This window comes from Polyangiaceae bacterium (assembly GCA_020633205.1).
GTDB lineage: Bacteria > Myxococcota_A > Polyangia > Polyangiales > Polyangiaceae > JAHBVY01.
Genome location: JACKEB010000013.1, coordinates 746,983 through 770,369 on the forward strand (window position 1 = coordinate 746,983; position 23,387 = coordinate 770,369).

Below are 23,387 nucleotides of genomic sequence, written 5' to 3' on the forward strand. Positions count from 1 at the left end.
GAGCCATCGGCCCTCTCGGAATCGCAGTTTTCCCGCGACGGCAGCCATTTCGTCGTGCGTCTGGCATCCGGCATTCGGCGCTACGACGCTTCGAGCTGGCTGCCGTCATCGACCGACCTGAGCGTGAAGGAGATGGCCGGCTTTCGCCTGAGCCCCGATGGCCGCTTCCTGTTCGCATTCGTCCACCCAGGTGGAATGGCGCCGAGCCCGTCGGGACACCTGGAAGTCCTGGACACGCAAACGGGGAAACAGGTCTGGCGCTCGACGACTTTGCGGGGCGACCTCTACCAGGGCTCCCTGGTGATCGCCGACGATGGCAGCTGGTTCGCGGTGGTGCTGACGGCCGAAGCGGAGGAAGACGACCACGTCGAGCTGGTCGAACTGCCAACCTTCAAGCGCTTGGGGCGTTTCGGGATCCCGAGCAAGGTCACGGTGCTTCGCCGCCCGTGGTGGCGTCCTCGTGCGCTGCCACCGACACCAAGCGTTCACGGCGTGCCGCTCAGCGTACCGAATAATCCCCCCGACTGGTCCCTCGACAAGGTCAGCCTCCAGCCGGTCGTGGTCAACCTTGCGGCGAGCCCGGACTCCGCGTGGCTCGCTATCAACTGGATGGGTAGTGCAAACGCCACGTCCGTGATCGACGTCCGCAAGGCGGCCCTCAGAGAAACTCTGCCTGGCAGCTACTTCGCATTTTCACCCAAAGGTCGCTATCTGATGCTTGACGAAGCATCCGGGGCGCGGGCGCTCTACGATACTCGAACGGGCAAGGGAGCCCTGTTCTACGACCCGCTCTGTCCCCCTCAGGGGAACCTCTTCAAGCCGAGCTTCAGTCCCGACGAAAGCCTCGTAGCGCTCACGAGTCTTCAGTTCAATGCTTGCCTCGTGGAAACCAAGACGGGGAGGTTGCGCGGACTCGTCCCGCCGCAGTTGCCGACGGCCAGCGCGTTCGAGGACGAGGGGATCATTGTCCCCGGAGCCTGGCTCAGCGACGGCTCCGGCCTCTTGATGGCGACGATGATGTCTGGACTGCAGCTGTTCGAGCTGGGATCGTACTCGCTCAAGCCGCTTGGGACTGGCCCAGGCTCCATGAGCGCCCTGGCGGACAACTCTCTGTCCTCACCATCAGTGATCCGTAGGGAAATGGACCAGAGCTTGCTGCTGTTTTCGGTGTCGGGCTACCCGGCGGTCGAGATCGTCGCTGGGCAAACGCGCAATCTTGGCCTGCCCGAAGGTGAATTTGCGCTGTTTGCCGCTAGCCCCGACGGAGAGCGGTACGTCCGCGAGGAGCAGACTGGCGCCGTGATCCGCTCCACGCGGACGGGTGAGCTGGTCGCAACGCTGAACCAATCGAAGGGCAGTGGGCTGAGTTTCGACCCCAAAGGTCGCTGGGTGTTCCTGTCGGACTCCGACCAGGTGAGCGTGTGGGATGCTGCGACCGGAGAGCGCCGGCTCTCGCTCTCGAGCTGCCCGCCTGCTTCACGCGCAAGGGCGTACGGAACTCCGTGACTAGCGTGGCTGGGCCGCGGTCACCGCATCCCACAGCTCCTCGAAGCGTTTGCGAGAGTCGGCAGTCAGCAATGCGCGCGAGGTGTCGCCGACTTCGAAGTGTGCGTCCCCAACGAACAGCGTGATGTAGCGCATGCCGTAGTGGGGCGATGAACGCTGCGGCGGGTCGACGCGCTCGAGGGAGCAGAAGCGCACCGCGCGTGCCTTCGCGTATAGCTCGTCCAGCAGCTTGCTCGGGACGACCTTGCAAGGTGGCGCGTCGCCTGCTGGCTTGCAGTCGCTCCCTCTGAGTTCGACTCCGCGTCGCTCCGCCTCGCGACCTCTAGGCAAGATGTGCTGAGCGATGCGAATGCCGAAGTCCGCGGGACGCTTCTCGCTGAGCTCACACGGTCGCGGACTCACAGCGGGCGCCGTGGCCTCGCGTGCTTTGTCCGTTGCGTCCGGCGCCGCGCTGGCTTGGTTCTGTGCGGAAATTACCCCTGCAGCTGGGGTGGGCTGTGCGTCGCCCCTCACCCCCGAAATCGGGAGCTGACCCCCAGAGGGCGAATCAGCCCCTGTGGGTTTGGACGCGCGCGTCTCGCTACAAGCTAGCAGCAAGAGTGCGCTGAAGACGAGCAGGCGGCGCGGCATTGGCTCCAAACAGCGTAGCCTAGTAGGCTCCCCGGCGTGCTGCTGTTCAAGAAAGAGTTTTGGGAGGGGCTGAAAGACGGATCCATCACGCTGACGTTTCGTCGCTGGCAGAAGGCCCGCGTGAAGCCCGGCGGGCGCTACCGCTGCCACCCGATTGGGGTGCTCGAGGTGGACGATATCCGCTTGATCCAGGTCAAAGAGATCACCCCAAAAGACGCGAAGGCGGCGGGCTTCGCGTCGAAGCCTGCGCTCATCGAGTACCTCGGGGAACTGGGCGAGATCGCTGATGACACGGAGATCTATCGCGTCGCGCTCCACCACGGCGGTGATGGGGACCGGGTGCAGTTGGCGCTCCAGGACCAGCTGACTCCGGAGGACATCCAGGAAATCAGAGGCAAGCTCGAGCGCATGGACAAGAAGGGCCCGTGGACGCTGCAGACGCTCGAGTTGATCGAGAAGCAGCCGCGCATCGCCGCATCGAAGCTGGCGAAGCAGGTGAAAAGAGAAACGGCGCCATTCAAGGCCGACGTGGTGAAGCTCAAGAAGTTGGGGCTGACCCAGAGCTTCGAAGTCGGCTATGAAGTGGCGCCGCGCGGAAAAGCGTATCTTGCCGCGACGCGCGCTACATCACGCCGCCGAAGCTGATGCCACCCCAGGGTATGAAGCCGCCCTGGGGCCCATTGGTTGTTTTTAGGGGGGAGGGACAGCCTGCCCAGTCAGTGGCGCGGCGGATCTCGTAGCTGCGCTCGCGCCATGGCTGGCGTTTGCCCGGTCCAGCGCTTGAAGGCGCGGTGAAACGCAGAGGGTTCGGAGTAACCCAGCAAGTAGCCTATCTCTGCAAGCCCGATCCGTGGATCCTCGAGGTAATGCTGCGCGAGGTCGCGTCGCAAGCCTTCCAACACTTGGTCGAACTGCGCGCCTTCGTCCGCGAGCCGCCGCTGCAAGCTCCGGTCGCTCAGCTTGAGGCGCGCAGCGACGGCGGAGAGGCGAGCCTCACGGGGGTCGCTGCCCAAGGCTTGCGTCAGGACCCGCCTCACTTCATCCGTGGTGGTTTCGCGCTTCGGAGGGCGCTGGGCAAGGAGAGCCTCCGCGTGGCGTTGGAGCAGACTGGAGAGCTTCGGGTCGGTGTTTGGGATCCCGAGATCCGTGACACTCCTCGGCAGCTCGACCAGGTTGCAGTCGCCGCCGAAACTCGGCACTACTCCAAACACATTGAGATACGCGTCCAGTGTCGACCTTGGTGGCGGCGCGTGATGGAAGCTCACACGAATCACTGCGATCTCACGCCCGATGAGCTGACCCCCAATGACAACCAGAGAGGCGAGGGTGAACTCTGCGGCGTGGCGTGACTGCTTCAGCGGTTGGGGCAGGCGGTGTTCCACGCAGAGGGAGTCTCCACGGTAGGCGAGCTCGAAGGTTGCTGCATCGTGGACCAGGCGGTTGTAACGCTGGAGGCGCCGTAGGGAGGCCTCCAGGGTGGGAGCGGTGCGGACGGCGTAGTCGAGGACGTCGAAGTCTCCGGCCCGCACCCGCTTCGCCACTGAGATGCCGAACCAGTCGTCCCCGCTGAGCCGCGCCGCGGTGTCCCAGAGGTCGGTCTCGAGGCGCATGCTGATCCGTGCGTCGGGATCTTTGGCGAGGCTGATGTCGAAGCCCGTGGCCCCGCACAGCGCCTCGGCATCGACTCCGAAGGCTGCGGCGCTCTGGACGATCAGCGCTCCGACCGCTGCAGACACCTCGGGGACCGTGTGCACCCAATCACGCTCTCACGTCCGGCTGCTGACGTCAGCGGTCAACGTTTTCGGCGCCTGAGGTCAGTGCCCTCGCGCAGAGCGTCCGCATGCTCTGGACTATGAAATATGCGCGAAAGGTGGCCGTTTGCGGCCTCTTCACTCGCACTTTGCTCAGTACCGCCAACCTCCTGGCCGCGCCACTGGGCGAGTGGGACCGGAGTGAACCGAGCGGTGACGTCGAGCTAGACCCGACGGCGTACGTGCTCGACGGCTACTCCGTCCACGCAGGCATCAATCAGGGGCATTTTCGCCTGGACTTGGGCGCGTTCGCGCTGGCAGTCCCCGAGTTCGTCCACGGCAACCCGGACTACCATGTGGCGTTTCACGGCTACGGGGCGAAGTTTCAGTATTTCTTCGCGGAAAAACATTCGGGTGGGTTCGTTGGGGTCGATGTCGGGCACTCGCGCTTGCTCGCCGAGCGGAAGGGGACAGACCTCGCAGAGACCGACGATAGCGTGAGCCTTGGCCTCCACGCGGGGTACCGCCTTGACTTGTTTGCTGGCTTCTACCTCAACGCTTGGATTGGGGTTGGTTACGCGGTGGGCGCCGAGGACATCACCCTCGCGGGAAAGACATTCGAGGCTCAGCCGCTCTTGGTGTTCCCCGCCATCCACCTCGGATATGCGTTCAGGTGATCACGCTTGCGGTGCTTGCGATGATGGACGCGCGCTGGGTCTAGGCTTGCCTGAGCCAGTCCAGCGCTTGAGTTCGCTTTTCGAAGGACTTCATCGGGTAGTGACGCTCGCCGAACCACAAGACCGCGGTGAGGACGCCGCGCACGATCGCCGAGTCCGTGACGAACGCTGCACGCCTGAGTTGGCGATGAGTCCCGTCGCGGTCACCTTCGTCGAGCCACTGGCGAATGCGCTGCCGCTGGCGCGCACTGATGCTCGGTGCGCCGTCAGGAGCCTCGTGGAGCGTGAGGTAGGTCGAACTCAGACCTCCGACGATCTTGTCGTGACGTGCGATCGCGGTATCTAGCGCCGCGTCGGAGAACTGGCGGTGCCACGTGATGTGAAGCACGCCGTCGTCGAGCCAATGTTCAGTGAACGCGCTTTCTTCCAAAGGTGCCCCCGCTTCCCGGCAAGGCAAGCTTAGCTCAACCCGTGCTGCGACGGCTTCCTGCTCGCACCCTGAACGGCGAAAAGCGGCCGGCGTTGAGCGGATTCGTCAGTTTGAGACGGGCGTTGGAAGGGGTGCTATCGCTCGAGGCATGAGATCGCGTGATCCGGTCCTCTCGATTGCAGCGGCTACGTTGCTCTGTGGGTGTGCCGATGCTCCTCCCCCCCAAACCCCTGTGGAAACTGCAGCGATGGTGGGCGCGCCTACAGCCAAGCCCGTCAGTTCCGCGTCCTCACCGGCAGTGCCCGCTCCGACTGAGCCCGAGACGAAGGGGGAAGCGGCGCAGGGGGAAGACACCCCGCAACCAGAGGTGCAGGACCGCTTTGCCAAGGTGCCCGGGCTAATCAAGCTGTATCAAACCGAGGGCCCCGTAGATCTCGACGAACGCTGCGGCGACTACGAAGTACGCACACGCTTCTCCAATGACCAGACCCGCGTAGAGCTGGCTAATGCCGCGGGGAAAATCGTTAAACAATTCAAGCCGAAGACCGCGCTCGAGCGCTACGAACCAGCGTGGTGCTTCGACGTGACCGGCGATGGCGTCCCGGAGCTGGCTTTGACCAAGACCACGGGCGGCGCGCATTGCTGCCACGAGAATACGCTGATTTCCCTGACCCCCAAGCTCGAGTCGTTGGTCGTCTACGCTCAGGGGAACGGTAGCATGGACCTCTTGACTCCCACGGACCTGGACGGCGACGGCACCTGGGAGCTGATGGACACGAACGACGTATTGGTTGGTGAGGGCTCCGAGCCCTATGCGTTTACCCGATTTTTCCCGGTGATCTTTCACCTCGAAAGAGGCAAGTACGTGCGGGCGACGAAGCAGTTCCCCGACTACCTGAAGGCTGAGCGTGAGCGCGCCATGAAGGCGCTCACCGCGTGTGCTCCCGGTTGCTGGATGGGCGGTGAAGGCGAGTACGTGTTGGGGCTCAGCCTGCTGATTGGCGACTGGGACAGCTTCAAGCAAGCCGCAAGCTGCCCCCAGCCGGCACAAAAGCAGCTGGAAAAGCTGGCTAAGCGGATCAGCAAGTCGCTGCGGTAGCTTCGCGAGTAGGACGACGCGATCGGTGCCGAGGCTAGTGCCTTGAGTCTTGAGTCCACGCCTGAGGTGGCTCTAGTCAGCGCGTCGGGTCGCCGTGGTACGCTCGGCGCGTGGTGCGGAAGCTGTGCTCGGGTTTCAGCGCCTTGGTGTTGTTGGGCTGCGTGGCCAGCGCGCAGCCATCGGTCCCCGCCCCGACTCATGACCTGACTCCCATGGAGCCGCGGCCCCTTTTGGAAGAACCAGAGGCTGTGCCTCCAGCGCGCTGTCCAGAGGCTTGGCAGCAGGCCCGGGCGTGGGCCTTCTCCGCCGATGGTCGCGTGTTTGCAGTCGCGCAGCCTGACCGCGTCGAAGTATTCGACACGAGTGGCTGGCAGCGGCGCTTCGTCTTGCCGATCAGTTGGTACGCGGAAACACTCAAGCTGAGCGACGACGGACGATGGCTGTTCGTGTGGTTGTGGCCGCCACCAGATGTTGCACCGGCGGTCCTCTCGGTCGTCGATGCGAAGTCAGGGGTGGAAGTCGGGCGGCGAGAAGCCGGGGAACACGACGTCGACTACGGATTGGTCGCGGCGCCCGACGGGACGTGGGTGGCGCTCAGAGCACACACCGTCGGGATCGAACCACCTCGCGTAGAACGCCTCGCGCTCCCGGGGCTTGCTCTGCAGTCGATCGATCCCAGCGGAAAAGCGATGGATCCCCCGCGCCCAAAGTGGACACCGCGCAAGCTGCCGACGGGGTCGAAGCTCTCCAACTCGGATGCTGAGTGGAGCGCAGACCGCTTCGAGGGCCCTGAGGGTGTGCGCGCCCGCGCGCTGCTCTCGAGCGACGACTCGAGCCGGCTTGTCGTCGAGTGGGTCGGCCCGGAGGGAGCGCATGTAAGCGTCGTCGATGCGGTGTCGGGAAAGTTGCTCGCTTCGTTGACCGGCAGAGCGCCCCACGTCGCGGGGGACTGGCTGACGCTCTTCCGGGACTCCGGCGCCATCACGCTCTGGAACCTGCGCCTCGGTCGGGGCCACACCTTCTACGATCCGTGGTGCACGCCGCTTGGGCAACCTAGCTCACCCGTCTTCTCGCCGGACGGCGCTCTCGTCGCGTTTTCAGGCCATCCCCGTTCTTGCCTCGTGGAAACAGCGACAGGAACACCGAAGGGAACGCTTCCGAAGGGCCTGCCGCTGGCGTCTGAGGCGGGTGATCACCTCGTCCCCTCGCACTGGACGAGTGATGGCCAAACGGTGTTGCTCCAGAGTGGTCGTCAGCTTCGGATGATTCGGCGGGATGGCGAACCTTTGGAGCTGCCGGGGACTCCCCACGCCGTAGACGCTTCGGGGGAGTCTCGCGTCTTCGCGCGGCAGCGAGACGGCAGTCTGTTTTGGTTTGGGGACGCCGGGTTTCCTGCGCTCGAGTGGCGCACCAGCATGCTGCACGAGTTGGCCGTGCCCGACGGCGGACCGTCTCGCGCCTGGGTCAGCCCGGATGGAGAGCGTTTCGTTCGCGAACGCGAGCAGCCGATCACCGTGCGCTCGACGAGGGATTCCACGATTCGAGGTAGCCTGCCGGCTGACGGCCTGCGGTTCCTAGGCTTCGATCCGCGGGGCCAACTGGCGGTGACATCGAGCGAGGATCACGAAATAACCCTATGGCAAATATCGACCGGTCACGCAGAGCTACAAATCCCAGGATGTTTGGGGGAGAGCGATGAGTAGTAAGCTCGCGCTACGCTTGAGCTGCGTTGTCTGGGGCGCGTGGCTTTCCGCTTGCTCCCCCGCTGCGGATCGGCCGCCACCTCCGCTGCCTCCTGCCATCTCCGCCAGCGTGGCTCCGGAGCCGGCGGCTCCGCCGAGTGTTTCGCTCGAGGTGGCGCTGTTGGATGGCGATCCAAGCCGACTCGCAGTGCGCTTGAAGGTGCCGCGAGCGATCTTGCCGCCCGGTACCAAGCTCCTGGAGTTGCCGCTGATGGACGCGCCGTTCCGCGAGGCGGAGGGCTTCGTGAGCTTCCTCAAGATGGCCGACGGAACGCCGTACGCCGGGCAGTTCCCGGTGTCGACGAGCGAGACGGCGCCTGAGCTAGCGCTCGACATCGCTTACACGGTGGACCTCTCCCACGAGCGAGCGGGACCTCGTAACGGCATTGACGCAGTGCCCTTCAAGACCACCACGGGTTGGTTCCTGGCGGGTCGCGCGTTCATCCCAACTTTGAAGGCCGATGGCGTCCTGCTCGATGTCGCGACGCGCTTGAGCTTTCCTCACGCGGAAGCGTCGGACGCCTCAGGCGCGCTCCCCGAGGCTGGGCGCGAAGGCACGACGGTTGCGCTGCGCGATGCCTTCTATGTGTTTGGGGAGTCGAACGTGAAGAATGTGGTGGTGAATGACCGCGTCTTCCGCGTGATGAGCGGCGACCTCACTCCAGATGCAAGGCTGACGGCACTGGTCAGGAACACAGTGACGCTGGCCTCGCAACAGCTGGGCCCGCTGGATGCTCATCCCCGCTTGGTCACGCTGAATCTGCGCGAAACCGTTCGCGCGGGCGGTTCCGTGGGGTACGACACCAGTGTCGTCGGACCAGCGCCGCCGGAGGGGCCGGACTCGAGGCTCGGGCAAATCGTGATCCACGAGCTGCTCCATCAGTGGTCCCAAGCGGACGTGACTTGGCTATCAGAAGGCTTCACTCACTACTTCGAGCTGAAGGCCGTCAGTGGAGTGGCCGCGCTGACATCCGCCCAGCGCGAGGCGCGGGCGCTCGAGCGCTTTTTGCCAGAGCTTGAGGTGTATCAGCTTTCTGTTGACGGCAAGCCGCTGCGCGAAGCGCAGGGCAACGCCGCGTACGCCGGTGGCGCGATGCTGGCTTTCTGCCTCGATGTCGAGCTGGTGAAGGTCGGTTCCTCCCTGGAGGCGGTGTATCGCGCAGCGCGGGATGGGGGGCGCGGTACGACGGAGAAGCGATTCCGTGAGGCAATGGCTAAGTTCCCCAAGGTGACTCAACGCTTGGACGAGCTGCTAGCGGTGAGTGATGCCTTTCCGCTGACCGACTGCCTCGAACGGAGCGGCGCGAAGGTCACTCGAACGGAATACCAGGGCATGGAGCCGCGAGATTTGGCTCTCAACGTGCTCAAGGTGAGCGGCTTCAACGTCTGGGACACGTTGGTGGAGAACACGCCGGAGGCCTCCAAGTTCGAACCGGGGGACCAGATCCTGACGCTGAACGGCAACACCGCTCAACCCTTCGCGCTGCTGCCTTGGATGTTGCGTAGCGTCCGCGGTGGGCAGCGCTTCAGAGTGGTCGTGCAGCGCGGTGAGACCACGGAAAGCCTTGACCTGGTCATGCCAAAGCTCGATCCCAAGCAGCGTCCGAAGCGCGTTCACCTCTCGCCCGACGCCACGGCTGAAGCGAGTACGCCGCTCCTCAGCTGGGCTGGTGCTATTCGATAAATTCCAAGCGGAAAGTCTGGTCGCTGGTCGCTCGCTCCAGGTAGTCGGCAAAGGCCGAAAGTTCCGCCTTCAGCTCCGCGGGATGTTCGACCGACTCTGCGTGTTCGGGGATCGCCAGGGCTTCTGCGCAGCGACGCATGGCCTCCACTCCCTCGGCGACTGGAAACCAGTCCTCCCACGGGCCGAGCAGCTCCTCGAGCTCCTCCGGTTCACCATCGAAGTCCTCCGGGACCTCTCGCAGATCCGCGAAGCTCGTCAGCGGCAGCGCGCCGATCGCATGAGCGATCTCATCGAGCTCTTCGATGTTCTGCAGCAGCAGCGCTCCGTCAGAAGTGGGTGACGCTTCGCTCGCTGGGTTCAGGATTGGCCACAGTCCGGCTGACATAAGTTTGGCTCCGCTTTGAGGCGGCGAGTGTACCAGCTCGCGGACCTGGACAAGCCGCCAAGCGCTAGTCCACGAAGTGGGCGTAGCGCCCTTCAGCCAGCTTGCGCTTCATTTCCGCGACCTGTTCCTCTGGCATGTTCTTGTGAGCGGGCGCTCCGGCGCCCTGAGGCGTGGCGGTCAGGGTTCCGTCCCGGAAGGCCTCGAGGGCTTCGCGCATCAACTGAGCGGATAGCTGAACCGTCGCATGACACAGCTTTTCGTAGGTGTCTCCGCGGTGAACCGGGATTTCCCGTCGTCCGACGATGGGGCCGGTGTCGATCCCGGCTTCGATGAAGTGACAGGTGCAGCCGATGCGTTCATCGCGTTCGATGGCCCAGGCAACCGACGCCGAGCCGCGAACCTCTGGCAAGAGCCCTGGATGAGCGTTGAGCGTGCCGTGCCGCGCCGGCTCGAAGACATGGGGCTTCAAGATGCGCGTGCCCCCAAGCACAATCAGGTCCGGCTTTAGCTCAGTGAGCAGCGTTCCGCAGCGCGCGTCGTTGTGATTCGGCACCACCTCAGTCGGGATCCCCGCCGCGAGCTCCGCGAACCTGGGCGCGAGGGGGAAGCCTTGCATGCGCACCAGGAACTTCTCCCGTTCCACGTCCGCAACCGCCGAGGCCTCGACAATGCATAAATCCGGACGGAAACCACCGGCCAGCAGCTCCTGAAGCATGGCGCGCCCATACGGATGCTCATCGAGGACGAGAAACGCCCAAGCAAACTCCGCCCGTGTTTGGCTCACATGGCCCCCCGGGTTTGGGGGTGAGGGAGCACCGTCAAAGGCGCCGGGGAGGCGACGCGTAGGAGCTCGAAGTCGCCGCTCGAGTCGCTGAAGCTGTAGGGCACTCGCGCGGGAATGGTGACGCTGTCTCCAACACTCAAGCTCATGCGCGGCTGCCCTTCGACCGCGAGCTGAGCGTTACCTTTGGAGACGAAGAACAGGCACAGCTCGCCGTCATGGGTTTGAGCCTGATCCGTAGGGATGCGGCGCAGTGCACGTACGTCGACCAGCCCGGCGCTTGCGTGCGCCAGTCCGGTGTCACGTGCTTCCCCGACGCTCGATGCTTCCCATGGGGCCGCCGCCGCGACGTGGTGGATGAAGTGCTGACCAGCGAACTCGCGCTCGTAGGAAGCTGTCGGCAACGAGAGGTCGTGGTCGCGGAAGGTGGGGTGCGCTGCGGGGCAGGCTATCTCCACGACCTCGAGCCCTGCGGAGCAGGACAGCACGCGATGGCGAATGTGCGGCGGCTGCAACACGCAGTCGCCTGGCTGCATCACGATCGGATCGCCGTGGGACTCGTAGACGACCTCGACCCAGCCTGCTTGCACGTAGATGGCTTGGAAGCGGATCTGATGATGATGCACGTAGTCCGGTACTGGACCCGCCTCTTCGATCTGGATGTGGGAGGCGATGTAGCGCCCGCCTTGTCGATCAGGGACCAGATCGCGGTAGCGCATGCCTGCGCGCCCCTCGACCCACCGGGCCGTCGCCAGGCGACTGAGCACGAAGCTGCTCTGAAGAGGCGGTACCTTGAGCGTTGTTTCCGCGCTGATCAGCACTCGGGTGCCGTTCGGAGCTACCAGCGCTTCATCTGCGTGGTCCTCGGATGCTTCGAGTCGCAGGACGCCGGGCGCGCCCTCGCCGCGTTCTAGGCGGATGCGCGCTCCGAAACCGGACAGCTCGGCGACGGTCGGGTCGTCTGCCGGAGAAATCATATCCAGGCGGAACCCGAGTTCTTCGAAGAACTCCACGTTGGGCGTGAGTTCCTCACAAGCGAGCACCGCAGCTGCAGATCGGTATCGGCGGACCACTACTTCACTTGCTTGAGCGCGACGGCATTGCCATCGACGCTGACCTGACAGCTCCCGTCCAGGTTCCCGACGCCATCCCATTCGAGCGCGACGCGAACCTCCTTGGCTTCGCCGTTGAGCTGCACCGAGGCGTGGAGTTCTCCAAGGCCGATCAGCGACCAGGTTCGGCGAGCGATTTCTTCGCCGTCCCAGGTCAAGCGAAAGCCCTTGGTCCACTCGTTCCGGTCCACGACGATCGCGTGTCCCTGGTAGTCGCCTTCCCAGCGCGTTCCCAAGATCCCCATGGGCTGAAGCTTAACCGGCCGCTCGAATGTTGAACACGCTGGCCGTCCCGGCGGCTTGCGATTTTAGCGGACCAACGATTCCGGCACGTCCACGCTACGGGAGCGCAGAAACTCGCCCAGCGCCTTGGCCTGGCGATCGAAACGCAGGGTCGCGACGGCACCGCCTTGGAGCAGGCCACGGATCACGAAGTTCACCGCGTGGAGCTTCGGAAACTCGTAGCGCTCGACTTTCAGCTCTTTCGCTTCGGGGAGCAGCTCCTTCAGGCGGTCGACGCTGAGGTGCTGGAGTAGCCAGGCGTAGGCTTCCGCGTTGCGGGTCCAGAGCCCGACGTTGGCGTCGCCGCCCTTGTCGCCTGAGCGCGCATCGACGACGGAGCCGAGTGGCGCGCGCACGGCTTTGCCTCCGGGAACTGACACGGCGTGCTCAGGCGCGTTGGAGGGCAACCTCACCCCCTGATCGAGCTGAGACGCCGGGAGCATTTGCGGCGGAAGCGATACTTCCTCGACGCGATCGTCGGGGTGGGTGAGGCGCACTTCCAGATCGCTTTGCCGTACCACCGTGGGCCAGTACCCCGTGGCTTCGCTGGCGGCGCCGGGCAAAGCCATGGCGAAGAGCCCTGGATAGCTGGAGAGCGCGAGCTCGATGAGCGCCGCGCCGAACGGGCGGGAGACCTGTGCTTCGTCATCGCTGGTGGCGATCACCCGCAAGAACTGTGTGGCCTGGTCCTGATTGATAGAAGCGCTATCCGTTTCCGGGAGGATTGGCGCGCCGAGGCGCTGAAACACGAGCTCGACCGGCCTGCCTTTGAAAGCGGCCCGGGTCGCTTGCTCGAACAGCGCTTGCTTCGCGTCGACGTCAAGGCCAACTAGAGCGAACGTCATCTCGTTTCGGAACTGACCCTTGCAGGTGATCGCCACCTTCGTGGTGTCGGGCGGCGGCTCGCCGAGCACGCCGCGCAGCGCCACGCGGTCGGTGTCGAGCTGCTCGAGTTCGATGCTGTCGATGCGAGTCGTGACGTCGGGGTTCAGGTAGCGTGGCCCACCGACTTCGTAGACGAGCTGGGCGGTGACGGTGCCTACGCTCACCTCACCAGCGGTTCCCGGGTGCTTCGTGATCACGCTGCTGCCATCTTCGGCGATCTCGGCAATGGGAAAGCCTGGTCGCGAGAGGTCGGCTACCTCGCGGAAAGAGGAGTAGTTGCCGCCGGTCGCCTGCGCGCCGCACTCGATCACGTGACCCGCAGCGACCGCGCCCGCGAGCTTGTCCCACTCGTCGCGTTGCCAGCCGTGCCACCAAGCTGCCGCGCCAACGACCAACGAAGCATCCGTGACGCGCGGGCAAACGACGATGTCCGCGCCGGCTGCTAGCGCCTGCACGATCCCCCAGGCGCCCAAGTAGGCGTTCGCGGTGTGGACGAAGCCTTCAGCGGTGGGGAGCGAATCGCCAGACTCGAAGTGAGGGAAGTCGGCGTTGCTCGCCCGCAGGCTCGGGAGCCGTTCCCGCAGATCGTCGCCGGTTAGGGTGGCGACCTGGGGTGAGAGGCTCATCGCGGCGCCCAGCTGTCGCAGCGCACTCGTGAGACCGTGGGGATTCAACCCGCCCGCGTTGACTACCAACTTGATTTCGCGCTCGAGCACCACGCCAAACACCGGCTTGAGCTGCAGCGCGAAGGTCGGCACATAGCCCTTCTCTGGGTCTCGAGCGCGATGCTTGCCGAGGATCGACATCGTGACCTCTGCGAGGTAGTCGCCGGTCACCACGTCCACCGGCCCGCCGCTGACGACCTCCTTCAAGGCGCTCAGTCGGTCTCCAAAGAAGCCGGAACAATTGGCGATGCGAACGGGGCGCGCTTCAGGCATTGGCGGAGCGTACTTGAGCTGGCTCTTGCGAGCACTCAAAACGCCGCTCCAGCAACGCGGCTGCGCTACCCTGAGGGGCCATGTGGGACGACGGGCTGGATGACATCGACTGGGAGGAGCTGGAGGACGCGTACGGTCCCGCGGTTGATGTGCCGGATCAGCTGCGGCTTGTGGCGAGCGGGGGCGACGACTGGGATGAAGGGCTCGCGGCGCTCGACGCTGGGATCTTTCATCAAGGCGGCTGCTTCGACGCGACGCCCGTTGCCGTGGGGTACTTGATTCGGATGCTGGAGGGTGCGCCGGATGCGCCGCTCCCGCAGGTGCTGGAGTTCCTCGCGCGGCTCAGCATGGGGCACTTGGTGGACACCGTTCAGGGCTTCGATCCGCTGGTGTTTCGTAGCGCCCCGCCGTCTGCTGACTATCCGGAGGGCGCTGCGACGGTTGAAGCCGTCGCGGCTGGAGGCGACGTGTACTTGCGGCTCCTCGCTCACTCCGATGCAGATGTGCGCGCTAGCGCGGCGTACCTAGTGGCTGGGTTGCCGGGTTGCCGCGAGGGAGCGCTGAGAGTTCTGCCAGAAGCGCTCGAATCGGAGACCAGCGAGGTGGCGAAGGCTTCCTTGGCCTTGTGTTGCGGTCGCCACGGCGTGTGGAAGCCGCTCTTGGAGTTGACGGACGATCCCTCACTGCTTGTTAGGGGTGCAGCAGCAGTCGGCGCCGTCTGGCTGGACCAACCGCCGCGCGAAGAGCTCACTGAGGTCTTGTTCGAAGCCGCGCTCTCGAACGAAATCGTAGAGTCGTTTCCGTGGGGCGATGAAGGGGGCCTGGCGGCCCTGGCTGTTGGAGCGCTCGCCATGCGGGCCGATCAGCGCACCTTGGAGCGAGCCCTGCGGACCCGATTGCGGCGGGGAGAGCGACCATGGGTGCACGAGTTTCCGGTGCCTGGCCAGCCCTACACGGCGCCCGATGAGCGCGCCGTGCTCGTGGATGCCGTGCTGCGGGCGCTCGCGGGGGTGTGCGCGCCGCTCGTCTTTCCTGAGTTCTGCGAGCGTGAGCAGCCGGCCCTGGCTCACGAACTTGGAAGAGACCAGCGTGAGCTATTGCTGGAAACGGCGCGGGCCGGCTTGCCGCTGCCGCTGCGCGCACTGCCTTGGTTCGAGCTGCCGGTGCTGGAGCGATTCCTCGCGGATAAATCAGGGCCGCTGGAGGCGCCGCTCACCCTGCCAGACGGCACGACGGACGTCACCTGGCGCGCGCTGCATGGGCTTGCGGACAAGGGGTTTACAGCAGAGGAACGGCGAGCGGTGCTCCAGGCTCTGCTCGAACAGCGCGACCCAGCAGGCCTCTTGGAGCTTTGCTGGGATCTCTTGAGCGGCGCCTACCCAAGTCCCTCGGGACTTGGCGGTTGCCTTCCGTTCGCCCAGTGGGGCCCACTACTTGAATACGTTGAGCAGAACGCCGAAGCACTCGAGGCTCGACTCCTGGAGCTCGCCCGCGAAGCGCACCCGCCGGAAGCAGCGCGCTCGGAGCTCCTCGCACGGCCTCTGTTTGCGCTCGCGAAGGCGCGCGGCAAGGCGCTCGACTCCGCGTTGGACAGCTCGCTGTTTGCCACGCTCTACAGCGCGGACAAGGCCTGGGCGAGGGAAGTCTTGGAGTCGCTGCCGATCGATCGACGTAGCGCTTGGGTGGGGCGCTTGCGCAACGCATTCACCATCGATCAATACCTGACGCTCTGCGACTCAGATGCCGTGAGGAGTCATGTGCTCGAGAGCCTGAACGGTTGGGATCGCCACCCAGAGCAAGCGCGCCAGCTCTTGACCCAGCTGTTCACTGCGGAAGATCTCAAGGCTGCCGTGCTCGCACGGAAAGCACAGCCGGAAGCCAACGCCGATGCGCTTCGCTACCTGGAGCTGGCGCTGCGCGCGCTGACGCCAGAACATCGCCTGGAGGTGACGCGCATCGAGTCAGGCTTGCGTTGCACGTTCCGTACGGCAACCGGAGAAGAGTTGAGTCGGACAGACGTAGGACCTCACCCCAAAATCGAGGAGTTCGAAGGGCTCTTCGAGCGCTTGCCCGACGCGCTGCGGCTTGTGCTCGATTTCGACGACCACAGCCTGGGCTATCGCCTGCAGCGGCTGCTATCGGAGCTGGGGATCCTGTCGGTGCGCCTCGGCAACTCGAGCATCGAGCGGGGCAGCTAAGTGGTGGAAATGCTGTCGCAGTGGTCGCCACTGGATTCGGGCATCAAGAGTGGGATTGCAGTGGTTAAGTGCCGGCGATCAGACCTGCTTCGAATGCTGCGAGCAGATCCTCGACGGAGTCCAGGTTGATCAGGTGTTGCCCACGTTGCTGACGAGTCGATCCCGGTGACCCAACTCAAGCTGCTTGGTGATGAGGGCGCGTACCTGTTGACCCCCGCTTTGCGCCACCTTGACGCCGAGGACGTGAGCCGCTGCACGTTGGTCTTCCAGTCCATAGGCTTCCAGTATGGGGAAGTGTTGGTCGTACAACGCATCCAGCCCAAGCAGCTCCCGGTAGTTGCGCAAGATAGTCAGCAGATCCTGCGCGTCGCGCCCATCTCGGGCGATTCCGTTGTCTGCCCATGCGACAAACTTCAAGATTGTAAGCCCCTCGGCTGAGACGAGGAAATAGGGGATGTCAAGCTGTCGCAGCGTTGCGTCTAGCTGTGCCAGTAGACGCACCCAATCTGCCGCTAGCGCCTGTCGCAGCTCAAGCAAGGTACCTCTCGTGGAGCATGCGGGCCGCGGCAACAGTACGCGGATCCCCGTAGTAGAGCAGGTCCGCGCAAACCAAGAGCGGTGAGACGATGTCGGTGTCTTGTTCGGTTGCCTCCCAAAAGGTGTCCAACACCTCGATGGGGCCATCTGGGTCGGCAACAAGGCGCGCTGTGCGTGCAAACTGGGCCACGGAGCTGCGCGCATAGACGGTCGCAGTGATGGGAACTAGCTCAGCCTCGAGCTTCGACGCGGCCATCTCCCCTCCCCATTGGAGTCCAGGCGGCAAAGGGTCAGCGCTTGCCATCCAGTTCGGCGTATTCGCGCGGAATCGACGCGGGTTCAGTTTGGGGCGCAGCGCGAGTGGGTAGTTGACCATCCACGCTTGCATTAGTCTTTGTCGGTCTGTCCAGTGTCGTCGGCCTTTTAAATCCGCAAGGAAACCATGCGTCTTGAGGTCGGAGAGCGTGCCTGATACGGTGCCGAGTGCCGCACCCGACGCCCGAGCGATCTCACGGTAGGTGGATTGAAGCAGCCCCGGGATGACCACGCAGCTGTAGATGATTCGGAGCCCGTGTTCTCGAAAAGCGCGACTCGCTGTTGGGCTCGACTTCGTCTTGTCTTTCCGTGCAGTCCCGGACCGGTTGACGTACACGAATAGCCCCGGTTCGTTCAGGTACGCGTTCCCCGCGGTATCGATGAAAGGTTGATCGTGATCCCGGCAGAGTTCGGCAAGCTGAGAACTGAGTTGCTCGGTGACTAGGAGGCTGCGGGTGGCATCCCGCTCGAGTGCAGCTGCGTGGCTCACGCCTGTCCGATGCACATGAGGCCGAGCACGGACGGCGAAACGCCGGGCGCCCTCGGGCGCAACCACCTCCACTGCGGGGGCATTCGCTGGGCCTAGTCGCCGTGCGACCAGACCAGTCGATGCTTGGAAGGCGGCGACCGCAGCGTCGACCAGGGACGTTGTTTTCACTTGTTCATGATGCCTGAACGCTGGCTGAAATCGAACAAGGACGCATAAGATATTGAAATTATGTAGATGTTCATCGTTGGTACTTTGTTCACGAACGGTGAACGAGCTCGAAGCTCGGCTGCGCTGCGCCAGCTAACCTCACTTCGCCTTGAGGCGCAGACCGAACGCCGCGAGCGACACGACCGCGGCGTAGGCGACTACGGCGAGCCAGCCCCACGCGGCGAGCAGCATCGCGCCGACCGCCGCGCCGACGGACATGGCCGCGAACATGGTGACCACGAAGACGGCGTTGATACGGCTCCGCGCGGCAGGCTCGAGCGAATAGACGATGGTTTGGTGCGCGATCAGCGTGCCTTGCACCCCGAGGTCGAAGCCAACGGTGGCGAGGATCAAGAGGCCCAAGTGGGTTTGGGGGGAGAGGAACGTCGCGAGGCCCATCACCACGAAGGAGAGCACCGTGACCAACGTGCCGACGCGCGTGACGAACTGCGGGCCGCGACGATCGGCGAAGCGCCCAGAGATTGGCGCGATGGCAGCACCTGCGGCGCCCGCCAGGCCGAACGCACCCGCGGCCGCGCTTCCGTAGTGAAACGGCTCGCCGTGGAGCATGACGGCGAGCGTCGACCAGAAGGCGGCGAACGCCGAGGCCAGGAGTCCCTGGGCGAGCGCCGCGCGCCGCAGCGCTGGGTGGCGACGCCACAACTCCACCAACGACTTGAGCAGCGTGCCGTAGGGCATGCTCGTCGTGGGCGCGAAGCGGGGTAGCCCCTGAGCGAGTGCGAGCGCGGCTACCGCGATCGTCCCGGCTGCCGCGAAGAACACCGCGCGCCAGCCGAAGTGCTCGGCGACGATACCGCTCAGTACGCGGGACATCAGGATGCCCAGCAACAGGCCCGTCATCACGATGCCGACGATGCGACCGCGGTCGTGCTCGGGTGCAACCGTGGCTGCCGCTGGCACGATGTCTTGGGTCATGCTCGCGGTGATGCCAATGGCCAGGCTCGCTCCGATCAGGGTGTGGACGTCGGGGGCCACCGCGGCACCCAGCAACGCGACCACCGAACCAACCGCCTTGAACAGGATGATCCGACGCCGATCGTAGCGATCCCCAAGGGGAGCTAAAAACAGGATGCCCAACGCGTAGCCAAGCAGCGTGGCCGTCGGCACCAGGCCGATGGTGCGCTCCGACGCGCCGAGCTCAGCGGCGAGCACGCCCAGGATGGGCTGCGCGTAGTAGAGCGTCGCGGCGGTCAGGCCCACGGACAGCGCGAGCAGCAACGTCAGGCGCGCCGCCACCGTCTCGGTAGGCGCCTTTGGCGTCTGAGCGTCGGTGAGGGCCGCGAGCTGTTCGGCGGAGTCCAGGGTCTTGACGTGGGGCATTGGGGGGGAGTCTGAAGCGCGGAGGCGGCACCCAGTAGTGGTGTGGACCGAACATCCGTCATACGTTCCGCGTATGACCAAAGCCCGCAGAGCCCAAGCTCCGACACAGGTCGATCGCCTGGAGTTGCTGGAGACCTTCGTGCGCATCGTCCAGGCAGGTAGCCTCAGCGCCGCCGCCGCGCAGCTTGGAACGACGCAACCGACCATCTCCCGGCGGCTGCAGCAGCTCGAGCGGGTACTCGACTCGCAGTTGATTTCTCGTTCGACCCACAGCATGCGCCTCACCGAAGACGGCGAGCGCTGCTTCGAGCGCGCGAAGGAGCTGCTCGAAGGGTGGGACGCGTTCGAGTGGGATTTGCGCCGGGCGGGGGCACCCGTCAGCGGCTCGCTGCGCGTCGTGGTGCCTCACGTGTTTGGGCAGAAGCAGCTGATTGGCCCGCTGGCGCAGTTCATGCGGCGGCACCCCGACGTGACCATCGACTGGCTGCTCAAGCAGCCGAGCGGCGACTTCGTTTCCCAGGGGATCGACTGCGCGATCTTCGTCGGCGAAGTCACGGACCCGTCCATGGTCGCCATTCGCTTGGCTGAGGTGCCGAGGACCGTGGTTGCGTCACCCAAGTTGCTATCCGAGCGGCGTATGCCCAAGCAGCCGAGTGATCTGAGCCGCTTGGCATGGCTCGGCGCCAACGGCTTCTACCACCGGCAGGTAAGCATGTGTCACACGAAGCGCGGTGAGAAGGTCGACGTCCCGATCCAGCCGCGCCTCACCTCCAACAGCTTCCACGCGCTGACGAACGCGGCCATCGCTGGCTTGGGAGCCCTATTGATTTCCACGTGGATGGTCCAGCCCCATCTCGACAGCGGGGAGCTAGTGGAGCTACTCCCTGACTGGGAGCCACCGGCGCTGCCGGTGAGCGTGATCTATCCCTACGCCGCGTTCTACCCGGCGCGCCTCAAGCTGTTCGTGGAGTCCATGCGCGAGGCGATGCCTGCCGCGGTGGAGTCTGAGACGCGAGCGGTCCGGAAACGGCGCAAGTAGCAGCACACTGCGCCGTGCGCCATCAGAGTTAAGCCTCCTTAGCTCGAAGTGGGCTAAGCAACGCTACCGTGCGGATAAGGATCTAGTGGCAGCCCGCTTTGACGTCACAGGTGCAATGGAAGCACCCGTGTTCGGCGCAGGTGCCGCAGGATCGCTCCAGCTGGCGACGCAGCGCCTCACGGGCGCGGAAGGCGCGCACCGCCGCGTTGCTCTTCGTGATGCCTCGCGCTTCTGCGAACTCCGTGATCGATAGTCCCTGGAGTTCGAGACCCCGAAGCGCGTCGGCGTACTCGGGCTTGAGCGTCTCCACTAGGCGGCCCACGCAGCCGCACACCTCGTCGATCAGCTCCTGGTCCGGAACGTCCGTACGCGCGAGTTCCTCGGCGAATGCGCTGAAGGCGCGGTCACGGGTTTTCATGCGCCGAAAGTGGTCGATGGCCGCGTTCTTCAGCACCCGATAGAACCAAGGCACGATCGCTTCAGCATCTCGGATGCTGTCGGCGCGCTGGATGCTGCGCGCGAACGCTTCCTGGAGGATGTCCTCGGCCACTTCGCGTCGCCCGACGCGCCGCTGTAAGAAGGCCAGGAAGACCTGGTGGTTTTCGACCAGCGTGCGACGCACTTCTTCGTTCAGGGGTAGGCTGAAATCGGCGTCTTCGCCCAAGCTGTGGCTCCTGTTCTCGAGTTCGAGAGAACTCTCTCCAGCTGATGTTAGGAGCAAGCGTGGTTCGGCGCGATGCAGTTCTGGTGTCATGACCTCAAGGACGCGCGACCCGTGCAGTGATTACAGCTCGCTGAACAGAAATTCGCGTCCGGGAGGCGTGAACAATCAACAAGGCACTAAGCGGCTTGAGCCAGGGGCCAATCCAATGCGGCGCGCTCGCGCATGAGCGTCTCGATGCGGGTTCGAAGCTTGATTTTGGCTCGCGCCTCCAACTGACGGGCGCGCTCTCGACTCACACCGAAGTGCCTCGCCAAGTCCGCCAGAGACAGCTCGTCCTCCGGAGAAGCCATCAGTCGTTCTTCGACAACCAGCCGCTCTCGTGGGTCGAGGCAGCCAAGCGCCTCATGCACCACTTCCCGTTGCAGTGCGCCGGTTTGGTAACTCATTAGCTGACCCTCTGCGGATGCGTCAGGGGACGCGAGACCGTCCAAGCGGGTGGCGTCCTCTTCGGCGAAGAGCGGCGCGTCCAGCGAAACATCGCGCTGCAGCAGCTGCCCGAGCATGGTCTGGACCAGTGTCGGATCCATCTGCAGTCGCGCCGCCAGCGCGACGTCCACCGCGTCTCCATCCCCCAGCAGGGCGACCAACTTGGCGCGTTCGCGACGTAGCTTGAAGAAGAGCTTGGTGTTCAAGGCACCGTTGCCGGAGCGCACGATGGACCAGTTGCGCGTCACGTGGTTCAGCATGAAGGCGCGGATCCAGTGGCTCGCGTAGGTGATCAGGCGCGTGCCGTGCTCCGTGCTGAACTTGTGGGTCGCGTGCACGAGGCCGAGGTTGCCTTCGGCCACGAGCTCGGAGAGCGGCACCCCGTAGCGCCGGTACTTCAGCGCGATGGCGACCACATAGCGGAGATGAGCGGCTAGCAGCTCGTCGAGCGCGGACTGATCGTCGTGGGCGCGCCACTGGGCGAATAGCGCCGCCTCTTGGGCGCGGTCGAGTCGGGGTGCGGCATACGCCGAGCGAATGAAACGGTCGAGCTGGGGGTCAGATTGCGTCGTCATGCCCACCAAGACGCAGCGCCTCTTCGGCGATTACACCTCGAGCAGTGAAAGTTTGAGCGCCTAGGCGCGCGACATCCAGCCGTGGATCCACAGCGTTTGAAAGCAGCGCGTGGGCGCGCTGAAGCCAGCGGCGGTCAGGTGCGCCTCTACGACCTCTGGGGGCGCCACGGCAACGTGCTGTCCAATGGACTGCAGCATGCGCTCCACGTTTTCAGCCGTGGTGTCGTTGTAGATCCAGGCGCGGCGCCACAGCTCCGTGAGTTCGTCGCCTGGTGGGTGCGAAAGGTCCGCAGACACGAGCGGTGCGCCGGGCTTCAGGCGCTGAGCAATCTCCCGAAAGAACCCGGTGCGCGCTTCGGGGTCGACCAGAAACTGGGAAACCAGGAGCGCCGTAGCGCCATCGAATGGTCCTTGGTCTTCCAGGGTGCCAGTGGTTCCGTGGTGAAACGAACAACGCGAGCCGATGCCGGCGGCTTCGCAGCGCGCCTTGCAGTGATTCAGCATCGGCTCCGACGGTTCAACCGCAGTGAAGTGCCAGCTCGGGAACGCCTTGGCAAGGTACAACAGCTCGAGGCCTGTACCGGCCCCCACGATCAAGACGTGGGCCTGCTCCGGAAGCTCCGTCAATGCCAGGCGTGTGACGAGCTGCAGCGCGTCCCGGAACACGGCCAGCTTCTTGAAGCGCTCGTCGTAGGCATCGGCCGCGGCTTGGTCGAACATCTGGTGAGACATCAGTTGATGTTAGGGCGGTGATGCCGTCGCACCAGAGGCTGGCTTTCGACTCGATCGGGCGAAATTGCGATAGCCCCACGTGGTTCGTTTGCGGATCCGTTGCTCGAAGCCACGGGAGAATTGCCCTGGCGGTGTCGTTTCGCAGGGGTTTTCGCCGCTTCGTCGGCTGGCATGTGGGTTGCTCCTTCGCCTAGCTCAACCGTTGGACACGGAGAAGGAACTCATGAAATTGAAGCTGAATTACCTGACGTTGGCGGCGGTGCTCGGGCTCGTCGCGTGTGACAAGCCAGACCCCACGCCGACTCAGGTGCCTGCTGAACCCGAGCGCACCAACGGCGCCGAGACGACGCCTGAAGACCGCGCTTCGACCAAGGCAGAGATGAACCACGCGGCGCCGAAGTCTGACGAAGCAAAGGCGCAAGAGGCGAAAGAAGCCGATGAAGAAGCTGGCGACCGCGAAGCGGAGGCCGAGTTCGCGTCGGTTCCGAACATGAAAGTCGCTGGCGAGGCGGAGCTCCACGAGACCAAGAGCGGTTCGGTGGAAATCGAGGTGGAGATCTCCGGCGCTCCGGTCGGCAAGAAGGGGCTGCACATCCACCAAGCGGACAACTGCAGCGACATCGCGGGCATGAGCATGGGCAGCCACTTCGCGCCGAAGGGCGAGGCGCACGGGCTACCCACAGCCAGCGAACATCATCTGGGTGACCTCGGCAACATCACCATCGCAGAGGACGGCAAGGGCAAGCTGAAGATCACGATCCCCAACGCGAACCTAAACCCCAAGGATCCGAATAGCTTCATCGGCAAGGCGATCGTCTTGCACGAAGCCGACGACAAGGGGACGGGTAAGAGCGGGGACGCCGGCAAGCCGATCGCTTGTGCACCGATCAAGGCCGGCTGA

23 protein-coding genes are annotated in these 23,387 nt (G+C 64.6%); 9 read left to right on the top strand and 14 right to left on the bottom strand.

All coding sequences use genetic code 11. The features are described from left to right. Nucleotides 1–54 precede the first annotated feature (54 nt). Nucleotides 55–1,506: a hypothetical protein gene (locus H6718_19550; GenBank protein MCB9587607.1), complete on the top strand. Its 1,452-nt coding sequence runs from the start codon at nucleotides 55–57 to the stop codon at nucleotides 1,504–1,506. On the opposite strand, the gene H6718_19555 is transcribed toward H6718_19550, so the two are convergent. Beyond that, nucleotides 1,507–2,136, bottom strand: a complete 630-nt coding sequence (locus H6718_19555; protein ID MCB9587608.1) for a hypothetical protein — start codon at nucleotides 2,134–2,136, stop codon at nucleotides 1,507–1,509. A 36-nt stretch (nucleotides 2,137–2,172) separates the two neighbouring features. Between H6718_19555 and H6718_19560 the strand changes: the two genes are divergently transcribed. Continuing rightward, entirely contained in the window at nucleotides 2,173–2,781 is a 609-nt protein-coding gene (locus H6718_19560) for a hypothetical protein (protein ID MCB9587609.1), read from the top strand. A gap of 71 nt (nucleotides 2,782–2,852) precedes the next feature. Here the strand turns inward: H6718_19560 and H6718_19565 are convergent, their stop codons facing one another. Further along, nucleotides 2,853–3,872: an AraC family transcriptional regulator gene (locus H6718_19565; GenBank protein MCB9587610.1), complete on the bottom strand. Its 1,020-nt coding sequence runs from the start codon at nucleotides 3,870–3,872 to the stop codon at nucleotides 2,853–2,855. Nucleotides 3,873–3,988: 116 nt separating this feature from the next. On the opposite strand from H6718_19565, the gene H6718_19570 reads away from it, so the two are divergent. Then, nucleotides 3,989–4,564 carry a hypothetical protein gene (locus tag H6718_19570; GenBank protein ID MCB9587611.1) on the top strand — a complete coding sequence of 192 codons (576 nt, stop codon included), beginning with the start codon at nucleotides 3,989–3,991 and terminating at the stop codon, nucleotides 4,562–4,564. A 40-nt stretch (nucleotides 4,565–4,604) separates the two neighbouring features. On the opposite strand, the gene H6718_19575 is transcribed toward H6718_19570, so the two are convergent. Continuing rightward, on the bottom strand, nucleotides 4,605–4,952 hold the full coding sequence (locus H6718_19575) for an STAS/SEC14 domain-containing protein (protein ID MCB9587612.1): 348 nt from the start codon (nucleotides 4,950–4,952) through the stop codon (nucleotides 4,605–4,607). A gap of 190 nt (nucleotides 4,953–5,142) precedes the next feature. Here H6718_19575 and H6718_19580 point away from each other — a divergent pair, with 190 nt between their 5' ends. The 3 genes from H6718_19580 (at nucleotide 5,143) to H6718_19590 (ending at nucleotide 9,519) form a co-directional block, all read left to right on the top strand. Then, nucleotides 5,143–6,093 carry a hypothetical protein gene (locus H6718_19580; GenBank protein MCB9587613.1) on the top strand — a complete coding sequence of 317 codons (951 nt, stop codon included), beginning with the start codon at nucleotides 5,143–5,145 and terminating at the stop codon, nucleotides 6,091–6,093. 110 nt (nucleotides 6,094–6,203) lie between these two features. Beyond that, nucleotides 6,204–7,796 carry a hypothetical protein gene (locus H6718_19585; GenBank protein MCB9587614.1) on the top strand — a complete coding sequence of 531 codons (1,593 nt, stop codon included), beginning with the start codon at nucleotides 6,204–6,206 and terminating at the stop codon, nucleotides 7,794–7,796. Further along, on the top strand, nucleotides 7,789–9,519 hold the full coding sequence (locus H6718_19590; protein ID MCB9587615.1) for a hypothetical protein: 1,731 nt from the start codon (nucleotides 7,789–7,791) through the stop codon (nucleotides 9,517–9,519). The genes H6718_19585 and H6718_19590 overlap by 8 nt, the downstream gene beginning before the upstream one ends. Here H6718_19590 and H6718_19595 read toward each other — a convergent pair. From H6718_19595 to H6718_19615, 5 genes are all read right to left on the bottom strand, one after another. Beyond that, the gene (locus H6718_19595) at nucleotides 9,509–9,904 is read right to left on the bottom strand and encodes a hypothetical protein (GenBank protein ID MCB9587616.1); all 396 of its coding nucleotides are present in this window, start codon (nucleotides 9,902–9,904) and stop codon (nucleotides 9,509–9,511) included. The two genes, H6718_19590 and H6718_19595, sit on opposite strands and share 11 nt — an antisense overlap. Before the next feature lie 64 nt (nucleotides 9,905–9,968). Next, a complete protein-coding gene (locus H6718_19600) occupies nucleotides 9,969–10,619 on the bottom strand; it encodes a hypothetical protein (GenBank protein MCB9587617.1) in 651 nt (216 codons plus the stop codon). Nucleotides 10,620–10,684: 65 nt separating this feature from the next. Then, complete coding sequence (locus tag H6718_19605; GenBank protein ID MCB9587618.1) at nucleotides 10,685–11,758, bottom strand: cupin; 1,074 nt, start codon at nucleotides 11,756–11,758, stop codon at nucleotides 10,685–10,687. Continuing rightward, nucleotides 11,758–12,042, bottom strand: coding sequence for a hypothetical protein (locus tag H6718_19610; protein MCB9587619.1), 285 nt, complete (start codon nucleotides 12,040–12,042; stop codon nucleotides 11,758–11,760). The genes H6718_19605 and H6718_19610 overlap by 1 nt, the downstream gene beginning before the upstream one ends. A gap of 63 nt (nucleotides 12,043–12,105) precedes the next feature. Continuing rightward, nucleotides 12,106–13,902 (bottom strand): DUF1446 domain-containing protein, encoded by a 1,797-nt coding sequence (locus tag H6718_19615; GenBank protein MCB9587620.1) that lies wholly within the window; start codon nucleotides 13,900–13,902, stop codon nucleotides 12,106–12,108. Nucleotides 13,903–13,982: 80 nt separating this feature from the next. Here H6718_19615 and H6718_19620 point away from each other — a divergent pair, with 80 nt between their 5' ends. Beyond that, complete coding sequence (locus H6718_19620) at nucleotides 13,983–16,100, top strand: hypothetical protein (protein MCB9587621.1); 2,118 nt, start codon at nucleotides 13,983–13,985, stop codon at nucleotides 16,098–16,100. A 129-nt stretch (nucleotides 16,101–16,229) separates the two neighbouring features. Here the strand turns inward: H6718_19620 and H6718_19625 are convergent, their stop codons facing one another. From H6718_19625 to H6718_19635, 3 genes are all read right to left on the bottom strand, one after another. After that, on the bottom strand, nucleotides 16,230–16,637 hold the full coding sequence (locus H6718_19625) for a hypothetical protein (GenBank protein ID MCB9587622.1): 408 nt from the start codon (nucleotides 16,635–16,637) through the stop codon (nucleotides 16,230–16,232). Then, a complete protein-coding gene (locus H6718_19630) occupies nucleotides 16,630–17,442 on the bottom strand; it encodes a hypothetical protein (protein ID MCB9587623.1) in 813 nt (270 codons plus the stop codon). Before H6718_19630 ends, H6718_19625 begins: the two co-directional genes overlap by 8 nt. Nucleotides 17,443–17,748: 306 nt before the next feature. Further along, nucleotides 17,749–18,990 carry an MFS transporter gene (locus H6718_19635; protein MCB9587624.1) on the bottom strand — a complete coding sequence of 414 codons (1,242 nt, stop codon included), beginning with the start codon at nucleotides 18,988–18,990 and terminating at the stop codon, nucleotides 17,749–17,751. A gap of 73 nt (nucleotides 18,991–19,063) precedes the next feature. On the opposite strand from H6718_19635, the gene H6718_19640 reads away from it, so the two are divergent. After that, the gene (locus H6718_19640) at nucleotides 19,064–20,029 is read left to right on the top strand and encodes a LysR family transcriptional regulator (GenBank protein ID MCB9587625.1); all 966 of its coding nucleotides are present in this window, start codon (nucleotides 19,064–19,066) and stop codon (nucleotides 20,027–20,029) included. Nucleotides 20,030–20,111: 82 nt separating this feature from the next. Here H6718_19640 and H6718_19645 read toward each other — a convergent pair whose 3' ends face one another. From H6718_19645 to H6718_19655, 3 genes are all read right to left on the bottom strand, one after another. Further along, entirely contained in the window at nucleotides 20,112–20,783 is a 672-nt protein-coding gene (locus H6718_19645; GenBank protein ID MCB9587626.1) for a sigma-70 family RNA polymerase sigma factor, read from the bottom strand. 86 nt (nucleotides 20,784–20,869) lie between these two features. Continuing rightward, entirely contained in the window at nucleotides 20,870–21,754 is an 885-nt protein-coding gene (locus tag H6718_19650; GenBank protein ID MCB9587627.1) for a sigma-70 family RNA polymerase sigma factor, read from the bottom strand. 60 nt (nucleotides 21,755–21,814) lie between these two features. Then, a complete protein-coding gene (locus H6718_19655) occupies nucleotides 21,815–22,486 on the bottom strand; it encodes a methyltransferase domain-containing protein (protein MCB9587628.1) in 672 nt (223 codons plus the stop codon). 223 nt (nucleotides 22,487–22,709) lie between these two features. On the opposite strand from H6718_19655, the gene H6718_19660 reads away from it, so the two are divergent. After that, nucleotides 22,710–23,387, top strand: coding sequence for a superoxide dismutase family protein (locus H6718_19660; protein MCB9587629.1), 678 nt, complete (start codon nucleotides 22,710–22,712; stop codon nucleotides 23,385–23,387).